A 21679-nucleotide genomic window follows, 5' to 3' on the forward strand; every position below is an offset into this window, starting at 1 on the left:
ATGCCGGTTCGCGCCATGATCAAGCACTTCCGCCACGAGTTTGAAGCGAAGATCCAGAACGCTTCCAAGCAGGCTGCATAAGCCGCCGGATCGCGAGTAAAGCATATGGTTGAAATTGAACTGGACGGTAAGAAGGTTGAAGTGACCGAAGGCAGCATGGTGATGCATGCTGCCGAAAAGGCGGGCACCTACATTCCTCACTTCTGTTACCACAAGAAGCTGTCGATCGCTGCGAACTGCCGCATGTGCCTCGTGGACGTCGAAAAGGCTCCCAAGGCCATGCCCGCCTGCGCCACGCCGGTGACGCAGGGCATGATCGTTCGCACCAAGAGCGAGAAGGCCATCAAGGCCCAGCAGTCCGTGATGGAGTTCCTGCTGATCAATCACCCGCTGGATTGTCCGATCTGCGACCAGGGCGGCGAGTGCCAGTTGCAGGATCTGGCCGTCGGCTATGGCGCTTCCACTTCGCGCTACGGTGAAGAGAAGCGCGTCGTCGCGCACAAGGACGTCGGCCCGCTGATCTCCATGGAGGAGATGAGCCGCTGCATCCATTGCACGCGCTGCGTGCGCTTCGGCCAGGAAGTGGCCGGGGTGATGGAGCTGGGCATGATTAATCGCGGCGAGCATTCCGAGATCACCACGGTCTTGGGCGATACGATCGATTCCGAACTCTCGGGCAACATGATCGACATCTGCCCGGTCGGTGCGCTCACCAGCAAGCCCTTCCGCTACAGCGCCCGCACCTGGGAGCTCTCGCGCCGCAAGTCGGTTTCTCCGCACGACTCGAATGGCTCCAACCTGATCGTTCAGGTCAAGAACCACAAGGTCATGCGCGTCGTTCCATTCGAGAACGAGGAAGTCAACGAATGCTGGATCGCCGACCGCGATCGTTTCTCGTATGAAGCGCTCAACAGCGCCGACCGCCTCACCACGCCCATGCTCAAGCAGGGCGGCGAATGGGTCGAGGTGGACTGGCAGACCGCTCTCGAATATGTGGCCAACGGCCTGCGCGGCATCAGGAACGACCACGGCGCCAACAGCATCGGCACCCTGGTGAGTCCGCACAGCACGCTCGAGGAGCTGTATCTGGCGGGCGCGCTGATGCGCGGCCTGGACAGCGACAACATCGACTACCGCCTGCGCAACGCCGAATTCGAGGCGCCCCAAGGCATACGCTGGCTGGGCATCTCGATCGCCTCGCTGTCGACGCTGCAGTCGGTGCTCGTGATCGGCTCCAACCTGCGCAAGGATCATCCGCTGTTCGCGCAGCGCATCCGCCAGGCCACTCGCAAGGGTTGCGCCGTCAACGCCATCAATGCCACGGTCTACGACTGGGCCATGCCCGTATCGCAAGCCCTCGTGGCCCCTTCCGGCCTGTGGACCGACGCCCTGGCGCAGGTGGCTGCCGCCGTTGCCGCGGAGAAGTCGCTGGCGGCGCCAGTGGCCGTCGACAGCGTGAGCGACGGCGCGCGCGCCATTGCCGCGTCGCTGATTTCTGGCGAGCGCAAGGCGGTTCTCCTGGGCAACGCGGCCGCTCACCATGCCAATGCGTCGAGCCTGCTGGCCCTGGCTACGTGGATCGGCGAGAACACGGGCGCGTCCGTCGGCTATCTGACCGAAGCCGCCAACACCGTGGGCGCGCAGTGGGTCAAGGCTCAGCCGCAGCAAGGCGGGCTCGATGCCGGACAGATGCTGCAAGGCGCGCTCAAGGCGGTCCTGCTGCTGAACACCGAGCCGGAATTCGACTCCGCAGCCGGCGCGCAAGCCAAGGCTGGCCTGAACAATGCGCAAATGGTGGTCACCATGAGCCCGTTCAAGGCCAACATGGAATTCTCCGATGTGCTGCTGCCGATCGCTCCTTTCAGCGAAACGGCGGGTACGTTCGTGAACGCGGAAGGCCGCGTGCAGAGTTTCCATGCCGTGGTCAAGCCCGCGGGCGATGCTCGCCCCGCCTGGAAGGTGCTGCGCGTTCTGGGCAACCTCCTGGATCTGCAGGACATGAACTACGAGTCCTCGCAGGACGTGCTGGCCCGCATCACGGGCAAGCAGGCTGGCGAAGTGACGCAGGTTCCCGCCGAGCTGCTGGTCAACACGACCAAGGCGCCGCTGCAGGCCGCCAGGGCCGTTGCCGCCGAACCCTGTGTTGCAAGCATCTATCAATTGGACAGCCTGGTGCGCCGCGCGCCTTCGCTGCAACTGACAGCTGACGGTCGTGCAGCGCTGAAAGGAGCCGTCGCATGATTGACGCGATCTACAACGGTGGCCTGAACGCCATCAACGCAGATTGGTGGATGGGCGTGGTGTGGCCTGTTATCTGGATCCTTATCAAGATCGTCTGCATCGTTGCGCCGCTGATGATCGCCGTGGCCTACCTCACGCTGTGGGAGCGCAAGCTGCTGGGCTTCATGCAGATCCGCTTCGGTCCCAACCGCGTGGGCCCCATGGGTCTGCTGCAGCCCATGGCCGACGGCCTGAAGCTGCTGACCAAGGAATTGATCCAGCCGACGGCGGCGGCCAAGGGCCTGTTCTACCTGGGCCCGATCATGGCGATCATGCCGGCGCTGGCGGCCTGGGTTGCGATTCCCTTCGCGCCCGACGTGGCGCTCGCCAACGTGAACGCAGGCCTGCTGCTGATCATGGCCATCACGTCGATCGAAGTCTATGGCGTGATCATCGCTGGCTGGTCCTCGAACTCCAAGTACGCCTTCCTCGGCGCGCTGCGCGCATCGGCACAGATGGTGAGCTATGAAATCGCCATGGGCTTCTGTTTCCTGGTGGTGATCATGGTGTCCGGCTCCATGAACCTGACGGAAATCGTCCTCGGACAGAGCAAGGGCACGTTCGCAGGCATGGGCGCGGGCGTCCTGTCGTGGAACTGGCTGCCCCTGCTGCCCATCTTCATCGTCTACCTGATCTCCTCCGTCGCCGAAACCAACCGCCATCCGTTCGACGTGGTGGAAGGCGAAGCGGAAATCGTGGCGGGCCACATGGTGGAATACTCGGGCATGGGCTTCGCGGTGTTCTTCCTGGCCGAATACGCGAGCATGTGGCTGGTATCCATCCTGGCCGTGATCATGTTCCTCGGCGGCTGGCTGCCACCGTTCGACTTCCTGGCCTTCATCCCCGGCTGGATCTGGCTGGCGATCAAGACTTGCGTCGTGGTATCCATGTTCATCTGGATCCGCGCAACCTTCCCGCGCTTCCGCTATGACCAGATCATGCGCCTGGGCTGGAAGATCTTCATCCCGGTGACCTTGATCTGGCTGCTCGTGATTGCCGCCTGGTTGCTGTCGCCCTGGAATATCTGGAAATAAGCGGGGACAAGAATGACTACCGTTGCTGCTCCTGCGTCTACTTTCTCCGTCAAGGATTTCTTCAAGAGCTTCATGCTCGTGGAACTGGTCAAGGGCATGGCGCTGACCGGCCGCTACACCTTCCGTCGCAAGATCACGGTGCAGTTCCCTGAAGAGAAGACGCCTCTTTCGCCACGTTTTCGTGGCCTGCATGCCCTGCGCCGTTACGACAATGGCGAAGAGCGCTGCATTGCCTGCAAGCTGTGTGAAGCAGTCTGCCCGGCGATGGCCATCACCATCGAGTCGGATGTGCGCGACGACGGCTCGCGCCGCACCACGCGCTACGACATCGATCTGACGAAATGCATCTTCTGCGGTTTCTGCGAGGAAAGCTGTCCGGTGGACTCCATCGTCGAGACGCACATTCTCGAATACCACGGCGAAAAGCGTGGCGATCTGTACTACACCAAGGACATGCTCCTGGCCGTCGGCGATCGTTATGAAGCCGAGATCGCCGCCAACAAGGCGGCAGACGCCAAGTACCGCTGAAGCGGCTCCTTGATCAAGACAAGAAGATTCGATCCATGGACGCCAAAACCGTATTTTTCTACCTGTTCTCGGCAGTGCTGCTGTTCGCAGCCTTCCGGGTCATCACCGCGCGCAACCCGGTTCACGCGGTGCTCAATCTGATTCTGGCCTTCTCGCAGGCGGCCGCCATCTGGCTGCTGCTCAAGGCTGAATTCCTCGGCATCGCGCTGGTGCTCGTGTACCTCGGCGCCGTGATGGTGCTGTTCCTGTTCGTCGTGATGATGCTGGACATCAACATCGATACGGTGCGAAAAGGCTTCTGGCGGCACTTCCCGCTGGCGGCCTTCATCGGCGCGCTGGTGGCATTCGAAATGGGCGCCGTGCTGATGACGGGTTTTCGCGGCATGGAAGAACCCAAGGCCATGGCCGTGGTGGTGGATGCGGCGGGCAAGGTGATTCCCTACTCCAACACGAGGGAGCTGGGCAAGCTGCTCTACACCGAGTACCTGTACCCCGTTGAAATAGCCGCCGTGATCCTGCTGGTGGCGATGATCGCCGCGATCGCGCTGACCCTGCGCCACCGCAAGGACAGCAAGGCCGTGAGTCCGACGCAGCAGATCCGTGTCCGCGCTTCCGATCGCTTGAAGATCGTGAAGATGGATGCCGTGCAGAAGCCCGTCGCTCCCGCGGCGGCCGAGGAAGAGCCGACAACAGAGGAGAAAAAATAATGACTTTGACGTTGGGTCACTTCCTGGCACTTGGGGCGATGCTGTTCGCCATGTCGGTGGTGGGTATTTTCCTCAATCGCAAGAACCTCATCGTTCTGCTGATGGCCATCGAGCTGATGCTCCTGGCCGTCAACATGAATTTCGTCGCGTTCTCCCATTACCTTGGCGACATGCATGGCCAGGTATTCGTGTTCTTCATTCTGACTGTGGCTGCCGCGGAGTCGGCCATCGGTCTGGCGATCCTGGTGCTGCTGTTCCGCAACAACCGCACCATCAACGTCGAAGATCTCGACACCCTCAAGGGTTGAACGGGCTAACCAAGGTTCTGAAGAATGAGTCAAACCCTTAATGCATCATTGCTACTGGCGGTTCCTCTCGCACCGCTGGCCGGCTCAGCCCTGGCAGGTATCTGGGGTACCTCCTTTGGCGGTAACAAGATCGGCCGTACCGGCAGCAGTTCGCTGACGATCCTGGGCGTGCTGCTGTCCTTCCTGCTCTCCGCCTACGTGTTCAATGCCGTCGTGTTCGAGGGCGCCACATTCAACGAAACCATCTACACCTGGATGGTCGTCGGCGGCCTGAAGATGGAGGTCGGCTTCCTGATCGACAGCCTGACCGCCATGATGATGTGCGTCGTGACCTTCGTGTCGCTGATGGTTCACATCTACACCATGGGCTACATGGCGGATGACGACGGCTACGACCGTTTCTTCTCGTACATCTCGCTGTTCACCTTCTCCATGCTGATGCTGGTGATGGCGAACAACCTGCTGCAACTGTTCTTCGGCTGGGAAGCGGTCGGCCTGGTCTCCTACCTGTTGATCGGTTTCTACTTCAAGAAGCAGACAGCCATCTTCGCCAACATGAAGGCGTTCCTGGTCAACCGCGTGGGCGACTTCGGCTTCATCCTCGGCATCGGCCTGATCGCGGCCTATACCGGCACGCTGAACTATTCGGAAATCTTCGCGAAGCTGCCCGAGATCCAGGCGACACAGTTGCCCGGAAGCACATGGCTGCTGGTGACGGTGATCGCCATCTGCCTGTTCATCGGCGCCATGGGCAAGTCGGCGCAGTTTCCGCTGCACGCCTGGCTGCCGGATTCGATGGAAGGCCCGACTCCGATCTCCGCGCTGATTCACGCGGCCACCATGGTCACAGCCGGCATCTTCATGGTCTCGCGCATGTCGCCGCTGTATGAGTTGTCGGATGCCGCGCTCAACTTCATCCTGGTGATCGGCTCCATTACCGCATTGTTCATGGGTATCCTGGGCATCATCCAGAACGACATCAAGCGCGTGATTGCCTACTCCACGCTGTCGCAGCTTGGCTACATGACCATCGCCCTGGGCGTGTCGGCCTATTCGGTCTCCGTGTTCCACCTGATGACGCACGCGTTCTTCAAGGCGCTGCTGTTCCTTGGCGCCGGTTCCGTCATCATGGGCATGCACCACAATCAGGACATCCGCTGGATGGGGGGTGTGCGCAAGTACATGCCGATCACCTGGATCACTTTCCTGCTGGGCAACCTGGCGCTGATCGGCACGCCGTTCTTCTCGGGTTTCTACTCGAAGGATGCGATCATCGAAGCGGTCCACGCCTCCAACCTGCCCGCCGCCGGCTTTGCCACCTTCTCCGTGCTGGCCGGCGTGTTCATCACGGCGTTCTACTCGTTCCGCCTGTACTTCATCGTGTTCCACGGCAAGGAGCGCTATGACCAGAATCCGGATGCGCATCACGACGATCATCATGCCCACGACGACCACCACGGCCATGGTCATGATGCCAAGCCGCATGAATCGCCAGCCGTTGTGACGGTTCCCCTGATCCTGCTGGCCATTCCGTCGGTGGTGATCGGCGCGATCGCGCTCATGCCGATGCTGTTCGGCGACTTCTTCAAGGGCGTGATCTACGTTGACGGCACGAAGCACGGCGCCATGGCCGAGCTGGCCGAAGAGATCCACGGCTGGCTGCCGATGGCGCTGCACGGCTTCACCGCCGCTCCGTTCTGGCTGGCCCTGGCCGGCGTGGTGCTCTCCTTCATCTTCTACATGGTCAAGCCGGAGATCCCCGCTGCGATCATGTCGTTCTCGAAGAAGATCGGCCTGTATCAGGTGCTCGAAGGCAAGTACGGCGTGGACTGGGTGTACGAAAACATCTTCGCCCGCGGCTGCCGCGCCTTTGGTACCTTGTTCTGGAAGGTGGGCGATCAGGCGATCATCGATGGCGCCATCGTCAATGGTTCCTGGAAGCTCATGGCCAGGTTCGGTCAGTGGATTCGCGGCCTCCAGTCGGGCTATCTCTATCACTACGCGTTGGTCATGATCCTGGGCGTGTTCGCGCTCATGACGTACTTCGTGTGGCTCAACAAGTAGTAGGGGAAAAAGAAAAATGGGATTGTTGAGTCTTGCAATCTGGGCACCGATCGCCTTTGGCGTCCTGCTCCTGTTCTTCGGGCGTGACAGCCAGGCACCGATGGTGCGTTGGATCGCCCTGATCGGCGCCCTCGTCGGCCTGGCGGTGACGCTGCCCATGTTCACCGGTTTCGACAATACGACCGCCGCCGCGCAGTTCGTCGAAAAGGCCTTGTGGATCGAGCGCTTCAATGTGCACTACCACCTGGGCGTGGATGGCCTGAGCTTCTGGTTCGTTCCGCTGACCGCGTTCATCACCGTGATCGTGGTGATCGCCTCGTGGGAAAACATCACCGAGCGCGTGAACCAGTACATGGCCTCGTTCCTGATTCTCTCGGGGATCATGATCGGCGTGTTCACGGCGCTCGATGGCATCCTGTTCTACGTGTTCTTCGAAGCGACACTGATCCCGATGTACCTGATCATCGGTATCTGGGGCGGCCCGAACCGCATCTACGCCGCCTTCAAGTTCTTCCTGTACACGCTGCTCGGTTCGCTGCTGATGCTGATCGCGCTGATCTACCTGTACAACGCCTCCGGCGGCAGTTTCGATATCGCCACCTGGCACGCCCTGCCTCTTTCGGCAAGCGCGCAGACCATGCTGTTCTTTGCATTCTTGGCCGCGTTCGCGGTGAAGGTGCCGATGTTCCCGGTCCACACTTGGCTGCCCGATGTCCACGTTGAAGCGCCTACCGGCGGCTCCGCCGTGCTGGCCGCCATCATGCTGAAGCTGGGCGCCTACGGCTTTCTGCGCTTCACGTTGCCGATCGCCCCCGATGCGGCGCGCGAATATGCCTGGCTCATGATCACGCTGTCGCTGATCGCGGTGATCTACGTGGGCGTGGTCGCCCTGGTGCAAAAGGACATGAAGAAGCTGGTGGCCTATTCGTCCGTGGCGCACATGGGCTTCGTGACGCTGGGATTCTTCATCTTCAATGGCCTGGGCGTCTCCGGCGGCCTGGTGCAGATGATTGCGCACGGTTTCGTCTCCGGCGCGATGTTCCTGTGCATCGGCGTGCTGTATGACCGTGTCCACTCGCGTGAAATCGCCGCCTATGGGGGCGTGGTGAACACCATGCCCAAGTTTGCTGCGTTCGCCCTGTTGTTCTCCATGGCCAACTGCGGCCTGCCGGCGACGGCCGGTTTCGTGGGCGAATGGATGGTGATCCTGGGAGCCGTTCAGCACAACTTCTGGATCGGCCTGGGCGCAGCCACGGCGCTGATCTTCGGCGCGGCCTATACCCTGTGGATGTACAAGCGCGTCTATTTGGGCCCGGTTGCCAACGACCACGTTGCAAAGCTCAAGGACATTGGTTGCCGCGAGTTCCTGGTGCTGGCGGTTCTGGCGGTTGCCGTGCTCTACATGGGCCTGTATCCAAAGCCATTCACCGACGTGATGGATGTTTCGGTCGCGGAGCTGATCAAGCATGTCGCGCAGTCGAAACTGAACTGACCAGACTGGATAGAGAGATAAGAAATGATTGACAACATCAGCTGGCTGGCAATTTATCCAGAGATCGTTCTGCTGGTCATGGCCTGCGTGATCGCGCTGGTCGACCTCGGCGTCAAGAGCAAGGGCCGCACTCCGACTTACATCCTCACGGTGCTCACCTTCCTGGTCGTGGCAGTGCTCGAGGCCATGTATGCGCGCAACGGCACCACGTTCTACGGCTGGGGCAACATGGTCGTCAGCGATTCCATGGGCAGCTGGCTCAAGTGTTTCGCAGCCGTGGCCATGGCGGTCACCATGGTCTATGGCCGTCCCTATGCAAGCGATCGCGACATGCTGCGTGGCGGCGAAATGTTCACACTGTCGATGCTGGCGCTGCTGGGCATGTTCGTCATGATCGGCGCGAACAACTTCCTGGTCGTCTATCTCGGCCTCGAACTCCTGACGCTCGCCAGCTACGCGCTGGTAGCATTGCGCCGCGACCACTCGCAATCGGTCGAGGCGGCCATGAAGTATTTCGTGCTCGGCGCCATGGCCAGCGGCTTCCTGCTGTACGGCCTGTCGATGATCTACGGCGCAACCGGCTCGCTGGATATCGGCCAGGTGTTCCAGGCCATCTACGGCGGCCAGATCCGCCATCAGGTGCTGGTCTTCGGCGTGGTGTTCGTGGTCGCGGGCCTGGGCTTCAAGCTCGGCGTGGTGCCATTCCATATGTGGGTGCCCGACGTGTATCACGGCGCTCCCACCGCCATCACCCTGATCGTCGGCGGCGCTCCCAAGCTCGCGGCCTTCGGCATGACCATGCGCCTGCTGGTGGACGGGATGCTTCCGCTGGCGGTCGACTGGCAGCAGATGCTGATGGTGATGGCTGTCTGCTCGCTGCTCATCGGTAACCTTGGCGGTCTGCTGCAGACCAATATCAAGCGCATGCTGGCCTATTCCACCATTTCGCAGATGGGCTTTGTGCTGCTGGGCCTGATGTCCGGCGTCATTCACGGCAACGTGGACCCCAATGCGGTCGAGAATGCATACAGCTCCGCCATGTTCTACGTGGTGACCTACGTGTTGACCACGCTGGCGGCCTTCGGCGTGATCCTGCTGCTGGCACGCGAAGGCTTCGAGAGCGAGGAAATCTCCGATCTGGCCGGCCTCAATCAGCGCAGCCCGCTGTACGCCGGCGTGATGGCGCTGTGCCTGTTCTCCATGGCAGGTATTCCTCCCATGGTCGGCTTCTACGCCAAGCTGTCGGTGCTGCAGGCGCTGATCTCTTCCGGTCAGACCCCGCACATCGTGCTGGCGGTGTTCGCCGTGATCATGTCGCTGATCGGCGCGTTCTACTACCTGCGCGTGGTGAAGGTCATGTACTTCGACAAGCCGCTGACAGCGACCACGGTCTCCGCGCCGCTCGACGTGCGGGCAGTGCTCACGCTGAACGCCGCCGCGTTGCTGGTCCTGGGCCTGTTGCCTGGCGGACTGATGAGCCTGTGCGCCGACGCCATCGTTCGCGCGCTGGCGACCTGAGGCCCAAGCGCCTCGCTTGACTGGCAAAGGAAAGGCCCATGTCGCAAACCGCTGCAATCTGGCTCGTGATCCTGGCCGCGTTCGCGGCGGCCAACTGGCCTTTCCTGTCTCAGCGCCTGATGCTCATAGGCCCTCGCCCCAAGGAGGGCGCCAAGCCCTTTGCGGTTCGCTTGCTCGAGCTGGTCGTGCTGTACTTCATCGTCGGCATCGTGGCGATGGCGCTCGAACGCCGCGCAGGGCAGAACGCACCCCAGGGCTGGGAGTTCTACGCCATCACCGCGGCGCTCTTTCTCACGCTGGCGTTTCCCGGTTTCGTGTACCGATACCTGATGCGCCGCCGCCGTTGATCCCGGTGGCGAGCGGGCGCGGATCTCCTGCCCTGCCGTCGTGTCCAGTGCGGACTCGGCATCACTCACTGCGCGGTTGTGGATTGGCGCGGATCCCGGCAAGGAAGTGTTGGTGCTACCATGGACCAGCCCCCGTTTCTCATTCCGACGTTTCAGCAGCAGACTATGAAAGTGCTCGATCTCCTGTGCAGCGCAGACCATCGCTTCGAGGGTTGGTTCGCATCGGAAGATGATTTTCAGGATCAGCTCGAACGTGGCCTTGTGCAATGTCCGATGTGCGGCAGCGCCAGCGTCCGCAAGGGCCTGAGCGCGCCGCGTCTCAACCTGAAGTCGTCCACCGCTTCGGAAACCGCCCCGCGCGGGGAAGCCGCTTCCGCTGCTCACGCCGATAGCGGCCAGCGCGGCACCGTGGCCGCCCAGGTGGCCGCCCCGTCGCAACTGCCCGCGGAGCTGCAGGAAGCATGGCTGCGCGTGGCCAGGCACGTCATTGCCAATACCGAAAACGTCGGCGATCGTTTTGCCAGCGAAGCGCGCCGCATGCATTACGGCGATGCGCCGGAGCGCGGGATTCGTGGCCAGGCCACAGCGCAGGAGACGGCGGAACTGATGGAGGAGGGCATCGAGGTCATGCCCTTCGTGTTGCCCGATTCCCTCAAGGAAACGTTGCAGTAACCTGGCTTTGCCAGGCCATTACCGGCCTGCGTGCCTCGTCACGTGAGGCGCTTGATGCCGCATTTCGTGACGCCGTCGTGGATTGCCTTCAGTCTCGGACATGAGCGCAGCCAGACCATGCGCATCCATTCCGTCACATCCGTTATGTAGCCGCAGAATCCAGGGAGCATGCAAGGCGGAAGCCCGTTCCATGGCCGGATGTGAGGGCAGGCCGCCTCGCCCGAGTGGGTGAAAAGAAAAAAGAGAACATGCCATCATGCATGTCCTCTTTTCCGTCAATCCTGGCCGCGCCTTTTTCCAGTGACTGCAGCCGTAGGCGAACTCAGAACGTGAACACGTTCTCGAGGCCGCCAGCCCGGGCGATCAGATCACGCCTTGGGCGATCATGGCATCGGCTACCTTCACGAAACCGGCGATGTTGGCTCCGTCGATATAGCTCACGGTGCCATCGGCGCGCTTGCCGTGCTTGACGCAGGCTGCGTGGATGTTCTGCATGATCTGCAGCAGGCGTGCGTCCACTTCTTCGCGGTTCCACGACAGGCGCATGGCGTTCTGGCTCATCTCCAGACCCGAAGTCGCCACGCCGCCGGCGTTGGAAGCCTTGCCTGGGGCATACAGCACGCCGGCGGCTTCGAATGCCTTGGCCGCTTCGATGGTGGAAGGCATGTTGGCGCCTTCCGCAACGCACAGCACGCCGTTCTTGATGAGCGTCGCGGCATCGTTCTCGTCCAGCTCATTCTGCGTTGCGCAGGGCAGGGCGATGTCAACCGGAACATGCCATGGGCGTACGCCCGCTTCGAACTTGGCACCCACGCGTGCGGCGTAGTCGTTGACGCGGCCATACAGGTGGTTCTTGATTTCCATGAGAACGGCCAGCTTCTCGGTAGTGAAGCCGTCCTCGTCGATCACGGTACCGGAGGAGTCGGAGACGGTCACGACCTTCGCGCCCAGTTCCATGGATTTTTCAATGGCATATTGCGCCACGTTGCCGGAACCCGACACGGACACGCGCATGCCGTCGAAGCTGCGGCCCTTGGTCTTGAGCATTTCGTCGGCGAAGTAGACGGTGCCGTAGCCGGTGGCCTCGGGGCGGATCAGCGATCCGCCGAATGCCAGTCCCTTGCCCGTGAAGACCGAAGCGGCATTGTTGGCCAGCTTCTTGTACATGCCGGCCATGAAGCCCACTTCACGGCCGCCCACGCCGATGTCGCCCGCGGGCACATCGGTGTCGGGGCCTACGTGGCGGAACAGCTCGGTCACGAAAGCCTGGCAAAAGCGCATGACTTCAGCAGGGCTCTTGCCCTTGGGGTCGAAGTCCGAGCCGCCCTTGCCGCCGCCCATGGGCAGCGTGGTCAGTGCGTTCTTGAAGGTCTGCTCGAATGCCAGGAACTTCAGCACGGACAGATTCACCGAGGGGTGGAAACGCAGGCCACCCTTGTATGGGCCGATGGCCATGCTGTGCTGGATGCGGAAGCCGCGGTTGACCTGCACCTGGCCGTGGTCGTCGGTCCAGGAGACACGGAACATCACGACGCGCTCGGGCTCCACCAGGCGCTCCAGCAGTCCGTGTTCTGCATAACGTGGATTCTGCTCGATGAAGGGCCACAGGCTCTCCATCACTTCCGTAACGGCTTGCAGGAATTCGGGCTGACCGGGATTGCGCAGAGCGACTTGCTCGAGGAATTGCCCGACGGATGCGTGCTTCATAAAGCGGAACCTTCTATCTTGATGACAACATGTGTTTCTAGTGCAGGCGACATTATGCCAAAAAGACATGGTGCTATGCACCAAAGTGGGGTGCAAGCCACTACAACGCTCAAGTTTTGTGCGAATACGTCCGCAAGAGGGTCGCTGTCGCACGGGTTTGGTGATTTCGGCGCTTCACCATGGATGCCTATGGAAGTCCATGGAAAGAGACGCGCGAGCGGAGAACTTCCGAGCGGTGCGCAACGGTGTGGACGCACAGGGCGCGCAGCCGCGCGCGCTCCATGCTCCGGCTGCGCCAGGACGCGGATGGCAAAAAGGGTGTTGAACGGTGTTGACGCCTGCGTGCCGGAAGGCGCGCCAGCCTAGCGTCCGCGAAGGAACAGCGCGTCCAGTTCTTTCATGGTGAGCTGCCGCCATGTGGGGCGTCCGTGATTGCACTGGTCGGAGCGGTCGGTGATCTCCATTTGCCGCAGCAGCGCATTCATCTCATCCAGCGTGAGTTTGCGATTGGCGCGCACGGCCCCGTGGCAGGCCATGGTGGCCAGGATTTCATTGCGGGCGCGCTGAACGACCGTGCTCGCATCGTGCTGGGACAGCTCGGCCAGCACGCTGCGCGCGAGTTCCACCGGATCGCCTTGGGCGAGCGCCGTGGGCGTGGCGCGTACGGCCAGCGTGCGCGGAGAAAACGGCACGATTTCCATGCCGAGCAGTTCCAGCGTATCGGCATGGGCCTCGGCAGCCGCCACTTCATGCGCGGTGGCCGCGAAGGTGGCGGGTATCAGCAGCGGTTGGCTTGCAATGCGCGCGGATTCATCGATCACCTGTCTCTTCAGGCGCTCGTAGACGATGCGTTCATGCGCTGCATGCATGTCCACGATGATCATTCCCTGCGCGTTCTCGGCGAGGATGTAGACGCCGTGGATCTGAGCCACGGCGCGGCCCAGCGGCCAGGGCGATGCCTCGGCGTCCGGAGCCGATCCCTGTGCCGCTGCCGCGCTGGAAGGCGCATCCGGTAGCTGCGGCATGCCGGCTTCCATGGCCGGTGGGGCCGAGGCCGCGCCTGGGATGGTTTCGGGCGTGCCCCACAGCACCTGCAAATCCTGCACCTTGTGGCCCACACGCTCTTCGAAGGGCATCGAGGCCTGTGCCTTCCATTGAGGCGTTGGCGTCCAGGCCGCGGGAGCCGTGCCGGGTGCGGGGGAGGATGATTCTGCCGGCAGGGGATTGGCGAGTCCAGCCGGCTGCTGGGCGGCGGCCAGCGCCTGCGCGCGGGGGACGGCAAGCGCGTTCTCAATGGCGTGGCGGACGGCCTGGTGCACCTCGCGGCTGTCGCGGAAACGCACTTCGATTTTCGTGGGATGGACGTTCACATCCACGCGCAAGGGGTCGATCTCGACGAAAAGCGCATACACGGGCTGCTTGTGCCCGTGCAGCACGTCTTCGTAGGCGCTACGGGCAGCGTGGGTGAGTACCTTGTCGCGCACGAAGCGGCCGTTGACGTAGCAGAACTGCTGATCGGCGCGCGAGCGGGCCGCATCCGGCAGTCCCGCGCGGCCGGATACCGTGACGTTGCCGAGCTTGAACCGTACGGGTACGGACTCCTCGATGAAATCGGCTCCCAGCACGTCGCTCAGGCGCCGCTTGAGCGCTTCGTTGCGCTTGTCCTCATCATCCGCGCTGGCGGGGTCGAGCGTTGCGCGCCACTGCTCGACGAGCTTGCCTTCGTGCCAGATGGAAAAACCCACGTCGGGCCGCGCAAGCGCATGGCGGCGCACGGCTTCCACGCAATGCGCCAGCTCGGTGGCATCGGTCTTGAGAAACTTGCGGCGCGCGGGAGTGGAGAAGAACAGCTCCTTGACCTCGACCGTCGTCCCCCGGCTACGGGCCGCTGGGCGAAGCTCTCCGCTGCGTGCATCCAGCAGGAATGCGCTGGCCTGGTCCTGCGTGCGCGAGAGCAGGGCGGTTTCGGAGACGGATGCAATCGCTGCCAGCGCCTCGCCGCGAAAGCCCATGGTGTTGACGGACTCAAGGTCGTGCAGGTTGCTGATCTTGCTGGTCGCGTGGCGGCGCAGCGCCACCGGCAGCTCCTCGGGCGGGATGCCCGCGCCATCGTCTTCCACCGCGATCAGCCGTACTCCGCCCGCGAGCAGGCGCACGGTGATCTGCGTGGCGCCCGCATCCAGCGCGTTGTCCACCAGTTCGCGCACGGCGGAGGCGGGACGCTCGACCACTTCGCCGGCGGCGATCTGGCTGATCAATTCATCGGGCAGATCACGGATCGGGCGACGTTGCGGGGCGGTGGGAAGAGGTGTGCTGATGTCGTTCACATCCACATTCTAGAAGCCTCGCCGCGAAGATGCCCGGAAACGGTCCATGGCTTGGCAGCGTGAACGGGCTGGCTTTGGGGTAGAGTTCCAAGCTTCGCCAACACCAGGGGTTTGAGCTTGGAAATTGTCAGCTTCTTGATCGACTTCATCCTGCACATCGATAGGCATCTCGAACAGTTCGTGATCGCCTATGGGCCCTGGGTGTATGCGCTGCTGTTCATCATCGTTTTCGTGGAAACGGGCGTGGTGGTCATGCCGTTCCTGCCCGGCGATTCACTGCTGTTCATCGTGGGCGCGATGTGTGGCGCGGGGCTCATGCAGTACGCCATTGCCGTGCCGGTGCTGCTGGCGGCGGCCATCCTGGGCGATCAGTGCAACTATTCGCTGGGCCGGTTTTTCGGGCCCAAGGTGTTCCAGTGGGAGGATTCCCGCTGGTTCAACAAGCGCGCATTCGGAAAGGCCCATGCCTTCTATGAGCTGTATGGCGGGGTGACGATCATCCTGGCGCGCTTCATGCCCTTCATCCGCACGTTCGCGCCTTTCGTGGCGGGAGTGGCTTCCATGAGCCGCGGCAAATTCACCCTGTTCAACGTGACAGGAGCTCTGATCTGGGTGATCGGCATCACGGCTGCGGGCTATTTCTTCGGCAACCTGGAATGGGTGCGCGCGAATCTGGAGAAAATCATCTGGGGCCTGATCCTGGTGCCGGGCCTGATTGCGATCTTTGGCGCATGGAGGACGGGCCGCAAGGAGAAGCAGGCTGCTTCGGGCCCGACCTGATCGGCTTTTGCGGCAGCAAGAAACAAGGCCCCTGGCGCACTTCGCGCCAGGGGCCTTGTTTCTTGGGAGAAGTGAAAAGAACGCGGTGCTTGGTCGTCGATCAATAGCCGCGGCGATTGCGGTCGCTGTTCTTTCCCACTTCATTGCCGATCAACGCGCCGGCTGCCGCGCCGCCGATCGTGCCCAGTGTGCCGCCGAAGACGGCATCGCCAACGACTCCGCCGGCAACGGCGCCAACGCCAGTGCCGATCTGTGCGTTGGTTGGTGGAGATGAGCAGCCCGCCATGCCCAGCGTCGCGGCGCAGGCCATTGCAGAGATGATGATTCGAAGGTGTTTCATGTCCGTACCCTTTCCTGGTAAGAGATGAGCACGCCAACGCGCGGTGGCTGCTGGCGTTGCTCCATGAGGCGGGCCTCGGATGGAGACCGGTCCATACACTCAGGGATTGAGGTATGGCTCAAGGATAAGCGGGCAGGTATTCAGGCCGTGTAGGACTGTGGCCGAGATACGCAATGAGACTTTCCCATTGGATTTCTTTACACGGAACGGCTTCGGGCAAGAGGCGGGTTCTTGGCGAAGTAGCGGGTGATGCCGCGCATGAGCGCGTCGGCGAGCTGATTCTGGTAGGCGGAAGAACGCAGCTTGGCCTCTTCGTCGGGATTGCTGATGAAGGCGGTCTCCACCAGGACGCTGGGAATGTCGGGAGCCTTGAGCACAGCGAAGCCCGCCTGTTCCACGCGCGCCTTGTGCAGTTTGGCGAAGCCGCCGATTTCGCCCAGCAGCACGGAACCGAGCTTCAGGCTGTCATTGATCTGGGCGGTGGTGCTCATGTCCAGCAGCATGCGTTGCACGTGCTGGTCCTGCGAAGTGACGTTCATGCCGCCGATCAGGTCGGACTCGTTTTCCTTGTTGGCCAGCCAGCGAGCGGCGGAACTGGATGCTCCGCGCTGGCTGAGCGCGAACACGCTCGCCCCCTTGGCAGCCGGCGTGGTGAACGCATCGGCGTGGATGCTCACGAACAGGTCGGCCTGTACCCGCCGCGCCTTGTCGACCCGGGTTGCGAGTGGCACGAAAAAATCGGCATCCCGCGTGAGGAAGGCGCGCATCGGGTTGCCGCCCACCGTGGTCGAATTGATGCGATCGCGCAGCAGGTGCGCGATGCGCAGCACCACGTCCTTCTCGCGCGTTCCGTTCGGGCCGGTGGCGCCGGGGTCCTCGCCGCCATGGCCTGGGTCCAGCGCGACGATGATCAGCCGGTCGGTCGCGCGCGCGGGCGTTCTTCTGGATGTCGATGGGCGTGCGGGCGCGGGCTGCGGCGCGGGAGCGGGCGAGGGCATCGCTGGCGCCGGGGGCGCCATGGCAATGACTTCAGCCGGAGGGCGCGCGGGCGCTGGCCGCGCGGCAACGGCAACGGGCGGCATGTCCTGCAATGGCTTTTCACTGCGCTGCGCGATCAGGTCGCCCAGCGGGTCCTGTTGGGCCATGTGGGCGGGCCTGTCGATGGGGGCGGGCGTTTCGGGCACGGTCGCCTTGGGGTCGTTGAGCCGCTCGGCAATGAGCGCTTCGAGCGGGTCGCGTTCCTCGGCGGGGTACAGGTCGAAGACCAGCCGGTGCTTGTATGCGGCCACGGGCGTGAGCGTGAATACCTGCGGGCGCGCGGCGTGCTTGAGGTCAACGACCATGCGCACCACGCCCGGCGCATTCTGTCCGACACGGATGCCGGCGATGTTCGGATCGTCCGCGCGCACCTTGGCCACCAGGTCCTTGAGCTGCGGGTTCAGGTCGATGCCTTCGATATCGACAGCTAGGCGCGGCGGAGTTTCGACGAAGGTGTGGCGGGTGACGAGCTTCTGGTCGGACTCGATGGTGACGCGCGAATAATCCTGCGCGGGCCATACGCGAACGGCGACGATGGAGGCGCCGCGCGCGATTTGCTGCGCGCCGAGCAGCAGCACCAATGTTCCCGCCTTCAGCAGGGAGCGGCGGGATGCAATGGAGGCCTTGTCGGTGGGCGACTCGCTCTTCACGAGAGGTCCTTTATGGTTGGCACTTGGTGATGTCATGCGAGTGTGATTCTCGGCTTCTTCATGCGTTCACTCCTAGGAGCAGATTTTTGCCCGGAAATGTACGAGACTCAAGCGTAACCCTTCGGCTGCCATCATCCAGTGCCTCAATGTAAATGGCTACATCCGCAGGCGGGGTAAGCGAGCCGGCCTTTTCCGGCCATTCAGCGATCTTGAGGCCCGCGCCCGCGAAGATGTCGCGCAAGCCCGCATCCTCCCATTCGCGTGGGTCGTTGAAGCGGTAGAAATCGAAATGGAAGATGGCGAGGTCATGGGCCTGATGCGGCTCGACGACCGCGTACGTGGGGCTTTTGATACGGCCCGTCACGCCCAGGGCGCGCAGCAGATGGCGCACGAACGTCGTCTTGCCGGCGCCCAGGTCGCCGTGCAAGGTGATGAAGGCGTTCCGGATGTCGGGCTGCGCAGCCAGCCTGGCAGCGAACCGCGCCGTGTCTTCTTCATCGCCCCAGATGCATTCGAGGCGCATGGATTGCGTATCCGGGCCGGCTCGCGGGCTATCCGCTGCGCCGGACTGGGTGCTTGTTCTTACAATTTGCGGGTGATGTGGTGCAGCAGTCAACTCGTTCCTCAAATTCAGCTCTGGGCTCGTGAATTGGGATTTTCCCAAATTGGCGTGGCCGGTGTGGATTTGTCGTCTTCCGAACCAGGTTTGCTGCGGTGGCTGGAGAACGGGTTTCACGGCGAGATGCACTACATGCAATCGCACGGCCTCAGGCGCGCAAGACCCGCCGAACTGGTGCCGGGCACGGTGAGCGTGATCACCGCGCGCATGGACTATCTGCCCGCGACGGTCCCCGATGGCTGGCAGGCCATCGAGTTCGCGCGCCTCGAACGCCCGCAGGAAGCCATCGTATCGCTGTATGCCCGTGGGCGCGACTATCACAAGGTGCTCAGAGCGCGCCTGCAGAAACTCTCCGACCGGATCGCGGCGGCGGTGGGTCCGCTGGGCCACCGCGTGTTCACGGACTCCGCACCGGTGCTCGAATGCGAGCTTGCCAGCCGCAGCGGACAAGGCTGGCGCGGCAAGCACACGCTGGTGCTCAACCGCGAGGCCGGGTCGATGTTTTTTCTTGGCGAGATCTATGTCGATCTCGCCCTGGAGCCGACCGAGCCGACTTCCGCGCATTGTGGAAGCTGCACGGCCTGCATGAGCGCATGTCCCACGCAGGCGATCGTGGCCGAGCGCGTGGTGGATGCGCGGCGCTGCATTTCCTATCTCACCATCGAGCATGCGGGGCCGATTCCGTTGGAGTTGCGCCCGCTGATGGCCAACCGCATCTATGGCTGTGACGATTGCCAATTGGCCTGTCCCTGGAACAAGTTCGCGCAGCGCAGCAGCCTGCCCGACTTCGACGTGCGTCCCGGCTTGCAGGGCAATACGCTGGTCCGGCTGTTCGCATGGGATGAGGCGCAGTTCCTGCGCAACACCGAAGGCAGTCCGATCCGCCGCATCGGCCACGGCCGCTGGCTGCGCAATATCGCCGTGGCCATGGGCAACGCGCTGGCAAAGGCAGACGATGCCGCCATCCGCGAGGCGCTGCGGGCGCGCGCCGGCCATCCCGATGAGGTGGTGCGCGAGCACGTGCAGTGGGCTTTGGCGCAATGTGTTTCACGCAAGGACGATGGGCGCACCGGGCTTTCAGCAGGCTGACATTTCGTCAAAAAATCTTGGGGGAAATCCCCGATGAATACGGCCCAAAAAAGAAACCCGGCGGGGCTTTCATCCGTTTACATTGGCAATTCAGTTTTTTTGAATCGCATGTGAGGAGTTACTACTATGCAACGCCGACACTTGATCGCCCTGGCTCTCACGACGGCCTGCGGCGCATCATTTGCAGATGGCTATCCCACCAAGCCCATCAAGCTGGTGGTTCCGTTTGCGCCCGGAGGGACAACCGACATCATCGCGCGCGTGGTGTCCGATCCGTTGACCAAGGCCCTGGGCCAGCCGGTCGTGGTGGACAACAAGGGCGGAGGCGGCGGAGTGATCGGCGCGACCGAGACCGCGCGCTCGGCGCCGGATGGCTATTCGCTGGGCGTGGCGACCGTGTCCACGACCGCCGCGAATCCGGCCATCAACACCAAGACGCCGTACAACCCGATCACAGACTTCTCTCCGATCATCAACATCGCCGCCACGCCCAACATCATCGCGGTGAATCCCAGCTTTCCGGCCAAGGACTACACGGGCTTCATTGCCGAGATCAAGAAGCATCCCGGCAAGTACTCCTATGCATCCTCGGGCACGGGCGGCATCGGCCACATGCTGATGGAGCTGTACAAGAGCCTGACGGACACCTACGTCACCCATATCCCATACCGCGGCGCGGGCCCTGCGCTCAATGATGTGGTGGCGGGCCAGGTACCGATCATCTTCGACAACCTGCCGTCAGCCCTGCCGTTCGTGAAGACCGGCAAGCTGGTGCCTATCGTCGTGTCGGCGCCCGCGCGCCTGAAGGAGCTGCCCGATGTGCCGACCTTCAAGGAAGTCGGACTCGAGCCGGTCAACCGCATGGCCTATTACGGCCTGCTCGGCCCCAAGGGCATGCCCAAGGACATCGTGGACAAGCTCAACGAGGCCACGCGCAAGTCGCTGGAAGACCCGGCCGTGCGCAAGCGCATCGAGGACACCGGCTCGATCATCGTTGCCAACACGCCTGAGCAGTTCGCGCAGCAGATCAAGGCCGAGTTCGATGTCTACAAGGAAGTGGTCAAGAAGCAGAAGCTGACGCTGGACTGAGCCGGCGCCAGTCGGCTTTCGGCGAGATGATCCGCAAGCCACCCCTCTCGGGGTGGCTTTTTGTTGGCGGGCCGCGCCAAGACGAGAACAACTTCTTGAAGAAGTGGAGATCTCCGCGTGGCGCGAAGCGATCGTCGACATATTCTTACGTGCTATGTTCGCTGCATGCCAGAAAGCCGGAACGCCATCGACCAATTCATAGACGCCCTGTGGCTGGAGGACGGTCTCTCGCGCAATACCCTGGCAGCTTACCGGCGGGATCTGGAGCTGTATGTGTCCTGGCTTGAGCGGCAGGATGAGCCAGTCACGCTCGACCAGACGAGGGAAGATCATCTGAATCGTTATTTCGCCGCCCGCCACAAGGAGACGCGGGCGACCTCCGCGAACCGGCGGCTCACCGTGTTCAGGCGCTATTTTCATTGGGCGTTGCGCGAGCGGCGCATGGACGCGGATCCGACGGTGCGGTTGCAGGCAGCCAGGCAGCCCATGCGCGTGCCCAAGACGCTGTCGCAGCATCAGGTGGAGGCGCTGCTGAACGCGCCCGATGCGGACAGCATGCTCGGCTTGCGCGACCGTGCGATGTTGGAGCTGATGTACGCAAGCGGCCTGCGCGTGAGCGAACTGGTGACGCTCAAGACCTTTCACCTGGGGCTCAATGAGGGCGTGCTGCGCGTCATGGGGAAGGGCGGCAAGGAGCGGCTCGTACCTTTTGGCCAGGAGGCCGCGCGCTGGCTCGAGCGCTATCTTGCCGAAAGCCGCGGCGCGATCCTGGCGGGCCAGCAGACGGACGACCTGTTCGTGACGCAGCGCGGCGCGGCCATGTCGCGCGTCATGTTCTGGGTCATCGTGAAAAAGCATGCCCAGTTGGCGGGAATCACCTCCCCGTTGTCCCCGCACACGCTGCGGCACGCCTTCGCGACGCACCTGCTCAACCATGGCGCCGATTTGCGCGTCGTGCAACTGCTGCTCGGGCATGCCGATATTTCCACGACGACCATCTACACCCACGTGGCGCGCGAGCGCCTCAAGCAATTGCATGCGGAACACCACCCGCGCGGCTAGGAATGCGGGCGCTTTTTCCGGCGATTTT

At 62.6% G+C, this 21679-nt stretch carries 19 protein-coding genes; 14 read left to right on the plus strand and 5 right to left on the minus strand.

The window, feature by feature from the left end:
• Positions 1 to 105 precede the first annotated feature (105 nt).
• The 10 genes from nuoG to ABWP92_RS06375 all read left to right on the plus strand — a co-directional run bounded on the left by nuoG (position 106) and on the right by ABWP92_RS06375 (position 10950).
• Positions 106 to 2241, plus strand: coding sequence for an NADH-quinone oxidoreductase subunit NuoG (nuoG, locus tag ABWP92_RS06330; RefSeq protein ID WP_353234519.1), 2136 nt, complete (start codon positions 106 to 108; stop codon positions 2239 to 2241).
• Positions 2238 to 3314 (plus strand): NADH-quinone oxidoreductase subunit NuoH, encoded by a 1077-nt coding sequence (gene nuoH / locus ABWP92_RS06335; protein ID WP_353234520.1) that lies wholly within the window; start codon positions 2238 to 2240, stop codon positions 3312 to 3314. The genes nuoG and nuoH overlap by 4 nt, the downstream gene beginning before the upstream one ends.
• Positions 3315 to 3326: 12 nt before the next feature.
• On the plus strand, positions 3327 to 3842 hold the full coding sequence (gene nuoI, locus ABWP92_RS06340; RefSeq protein WP_353234521.1) for an NADH-quinone oxidoreductase subunit NuoI: 516 nt from the start codon (positions 3327 to 3329) through the stop codon (positions 3840 to 3842).
• A 35-nt stretch (positions 3843 to 3877) separates the two neighbouring features.
• Positions 3878 to 4549 carry an NADH-quinone oxidoreductase subunit J gene (locus ABWP92_RS06345; protein WP_353234522.1) on the plus strand — a complete coding sequence of 224 codons (672 nt, stop codon included), beginning with the start codon at positions 3878 to 3880 and terminating at the stop codon, positions 4547 to 4549.
• On the plus strand, positions 4549 to 4857 hold the full coding sequence (nuoK, locus tag ABWP92_RS06350) for an NADH-quinone oxidoreductase subunit NuoK (protein ID WP_353234523.1): 309 nt from the start codon (positions 4549 to 4551) through the stop codon (positions 4855 to 4857). Before ABWP92_RS06345 ends, nuoK begins: the two co-directional genes overlap by 1 nt.
• A 24-nt stretch (positions 4858 to 4881) precedes the next feature.
• Positions 4882 to 6921, plus strand: a complete 2040-nt coding sequence (gene nuoL / locus ABWP92_RS06355; protein ID WP_353234524.1) for an NADH-quinone oxidoreductase subunit L — start codon at positions 4882 to 4884, stop codon at positions 6919 to 6921.
• 16 nt (positions 6922 to 6937) lie between these two features.
• Entirely contained in the window at positions 6938 to 8413 is a 1476-nt protein-coding gene (locus tag ABWP92_RS06360) for an NADH-quinone oxidoreductase subunit M (protein ID WP_353234525.1), read from the plus strand.
• Positions 8414 to 8437: 24 nt separating this feature from the next.
• Positions 8438 to 9931 carry an NADH-quinone oxidoreductase subunit NuoN gene (nuoN, locus tag ABWP92_RS06365; RefSeq protein WP_353234526.1) on the plus strand — a complete coding sequence of 498 codons (1494 nt, stop codon included), beginning with the start codon at positions 8438 to 8440 and terminating at the stop codon, positions 9929 to 9931.
• 38 nt (positions 9932 to 9969) lie between these two features.
• Positions 9970 to 10278 (plus strand): DUF2818 family protein, encoded by a 309-nt coding sequence (locus ABWP92_RS06370; protein ID WP_353234527.1) that lies wholly within the window; start codon positions 9970 to 9972, stop codon positions 10276 to 10278.
• A 165-nt stretch (positions 10279 to 10443) separates the two neighbouring features.
• On the plus strand, positions 10444 to 10950 hold the full coding sequence (locus ABWP92_RS06375; RefSeq protein WP_353234528.1) for a DUF1178 family protein: 507 nt from the start codon (positions 10444 to 10446) through the stop codon (positions 10948 to 10950).
• A 363-nt stretch (positions 10951 to 11313) separates the two neighbouring features.
• Here ABWP92_RS06375 and gdhA read toward each other — a convergent pair whose 3' ends face one another.
• Together gdhA and mutL are read right to left on the minus strand one after the other, a co-directional pair.
• The gene (gene gdhA, locus ABWP92_RS06380; protein WP_353234529.1) at positions 11314 to 12657 is read right to left on the minus strand and encodes an NADP-specific glutamate dehydrogenase; all 1344 of its coding nucleotides are present in this window, start codon (positions 12655 to 12657) and stop codon (positions 11314 to 11316) included.
• 362 nt (positions 12658 to 13019) lie between these two features.
• Positions 13020 to 14975 carry a DNA mismatch repair endonuclease MutL gene (mutL, locus tag ABWP92_RS06385; protein WP_353234544.1) on the minus strand — a complete coding sequence of 652 codons (1956 nt, stop codon included), beginning with the start codon at positions 14973 to 14975 and terminating at the stop codon, positions 13020 to 13022.
• A 126-nt stretch (positions 14976 to 15101) separates the two neighbouring features.
• Between mutL and ABWP92_RS06390 the strand changes: the two genes are divergently transcribed.
• Positions 15102 to 15764: a DedA family protein gene (locus ABWP92_RS06390; protein WP_353234530.1), complete on the plus strand. Its 663-nt coding sequence runs from the start codon at positions 15102 to 15104 to the stop codon at positions 15762 to 15764.
• Positions 15765 to 15864: 100 nt separating this feature from the next.
• Here the strand turns inward: ABWP92_RS06390 and ABWP92_RS06395 are convergent, their stop codons facing one another.
• The 3 genes from ABWP92_RS06395 to tsaE all read right to left on the minus strand — a co-directional run bounded on the left by ABWP92_RS06395 (position 15865) and on the right by tsaE (position 18408).
• The gene (locus ABWP92_RS06395; protein ID WP_353234531.1) at positions 15865 to 16104 is read right to left on the minus strand and encodes a YMGG-like glycine zipper-containing protein; all 240 of its coding nucleotides are present in this window, start codon (positions 16102 to 16104) and stop codon (positions 15865 to 15867) included.
• Between the two features lie 197 nt (positions 16105 to 16301).
• Entirely contained in the window at positions 16302 to 17828 is a 1527-nt protein-coding gene (locus tag ABWP92_RS06400; RefSeq protein ID WP_502907463.1) for an N-acetylmuramoyl-L-alanine amidase, read from the minus strand.
• A 22-nt stretch (positions 17829 to 17850) separates the two neighbouring features.
• On the minus strand, positions 17851 to 18408 hold the full coding sequence (tsaE, locus tag ABWP92_RS06405) for a tRNA (adenosine(37)-N6)-threonylcarbamoyltransferase complex ATPase subunit type 1 TsaE (protein ID WP_502907464.1): 558 nt from the start codon (positions 18406 to 18408) through the stop codon (positions 17851 to 17853).
• On the opposite strand from tsaE, the gene queG reads away from it, so the two are divergent.
• The 3 genes from queG (at position 18391) to xerD (ending at position 21651) form a co-directional block, all read left to right on the plus strand.
• Entirely contained in the window at positions 18391 to 19500 is a 1110-nt protein-coding gene (gene queG, locus ABWP92_RS06410) for a tRNA epoxyqueuosine(34) reductase QueG (RefSeq protein ID WP_353234534.1), read from the plus strand. The genes tsaE and queG overlap by 18 nt on opposite strands.
• 126 nt (positions 19501 to 19626) lie before the next feature.
• Complete coding sequence (locus ABWP92_RS06415) at positions 19627 to 20589, plus strand: tripartite tricarboxylate transporter substrate binding protein BugE (protein WP_353234535.1); 963 nt, start codon at positions 19627 to 19629, stop codon at positions 20587 to 20589.
• A gap of 165 nt (positions 20590 to 20754) precedes the next feature.
• Complete coding sequence (gene xerD / locus ABWP92_RS06420; RefSeq protein ID WP_353234536.1) at positions 20755 to 21651, plus strand: site-specific tyrosine recombinase XerD; 897 nt, start codon at positions 20755 to 20757, stop codon at positions 21649 to 21651.
• Positions 21652 to 21679: the final 28 nt, after the last annotated feature.

Origin of the sequence: Diaphorobacter ruginosibacter (assembly GCF_040396215.1) — a bacterium.
GTDB lineage: Bacteria > Pseudomonadota > Gammaproteobacteria > Burkholderiales > Burkholderiaceae_C > Diaphorobacter_A > Diaphorobacter_A ruginosibacter_A.

Bases quoted from the DNA above. Each gene is read 5' to 3' on its own strand.
- ABWP92_RS06360 (WP_353234525.1), top strand. From the start codon at position 6,938: ATGGGATTGTTGAGTCTTGCAATCTGGGCACCGATCGCCTTTGGCGTC.
- ABWP92_RS06375 (WP_353234528.1), top strand. From the start codon at position 10,444: ATGAAAGTGCTCGATCTCCTGTGCAGCGCAGACCATCGCTTCGAGGGT.
- ABWP92_RS06370 (WP_353234527.1), top strand. From the start codon at position 9,970: ATGTCGCAAACCGCTGCAATCTGGCTCGTGATCCTGGCCGCGTTCGCG.
- ABWP92_RS06400 (WP_502907463.1), bottom strand. From the start codon at position 17,828: ATGACATCACCAAGTGCCAACCATAAAGGACCTCTCGTGAAGAGCGAG.
- nuoK (WP_353234523.1), top strand. From the start codon at position 4,549: ATGACTTTGACGTTGGGTCACTTCCTGGCACTTGGGGCGATGCTGTTC.
- nuoN (WP_353234526.1), top strand. From the start codon at position 8,438: ATGATTGACAACATCAGCTGGCTGGCAATTTATCCAGAGATCGTTCTG.
- ABWP92_RS06415 (WP_353234535.1), top strand. From the start codon at position 19,627: ATGCAACGCCGACACTTGATCGCCCTGGCTCTCACGACGGCCTGCGGC.
- queG (WP_353234534.1), top strand. From the start codon at position 18,391: ATGTGGTGCAGCAGTCAACTCGTTCCTCAAATTCAGCTCTGGGCTCGT.
- nuoL (WP_353234524.1), top strand. From the start codon at position 4,882: ATGAGTCAAACCCTTAATGCATCATTGCTACTGGCGGTTCCTCTCGCA.
- nuoH (WP_353234520.1), top strand. From the start codon at position 2,238: ATGATTGACGCGATCTACAACGGTGGCCTGAACGCCATCAACGCAGAT.
- ABWP92_RS06395 (WP_353234531.1), bottom strand. From the start codon at position 16,104: ATGAAACACCTTCGAATCATCATCTCTGCAATGGCCTGCGCCGCGACG.
- ABWP92_RS06345 (WP_353234522.1), top strand. From the start codon at position 3,878: ATGGACGCCAAAACCGTATTTTTCTACCTGTTCTCGGCAGTGCTGCTG.
- nuoI (WP_353234521.1), top strand. From the start codon at position 3,327: ATGACTACCGTTGCTGCTCCTGCGTCTACTTTCTCCGTCAAGGATTTC.
- gdhA (WP_353234529.1), bottom strand. From the start codon at position 12,657: ATGAAGCACGCATCCGTCGGGCAATTCCTCGAGCAAGTCGCTCTGCGC.
- xerD (WP_353234536.1), top strand. From the start codon at position 20,755: ATGCCAGAAAGCCGGAACGCCATCGACCAATTCATAGACGCCCTGTGG.
- nuoG (WP_353234519.1), top strand. From the start codon at position 106: ATGGTTGAAATTGAACTGGACGGTAAGAAGGTTGAAGTGACCGAAGGC.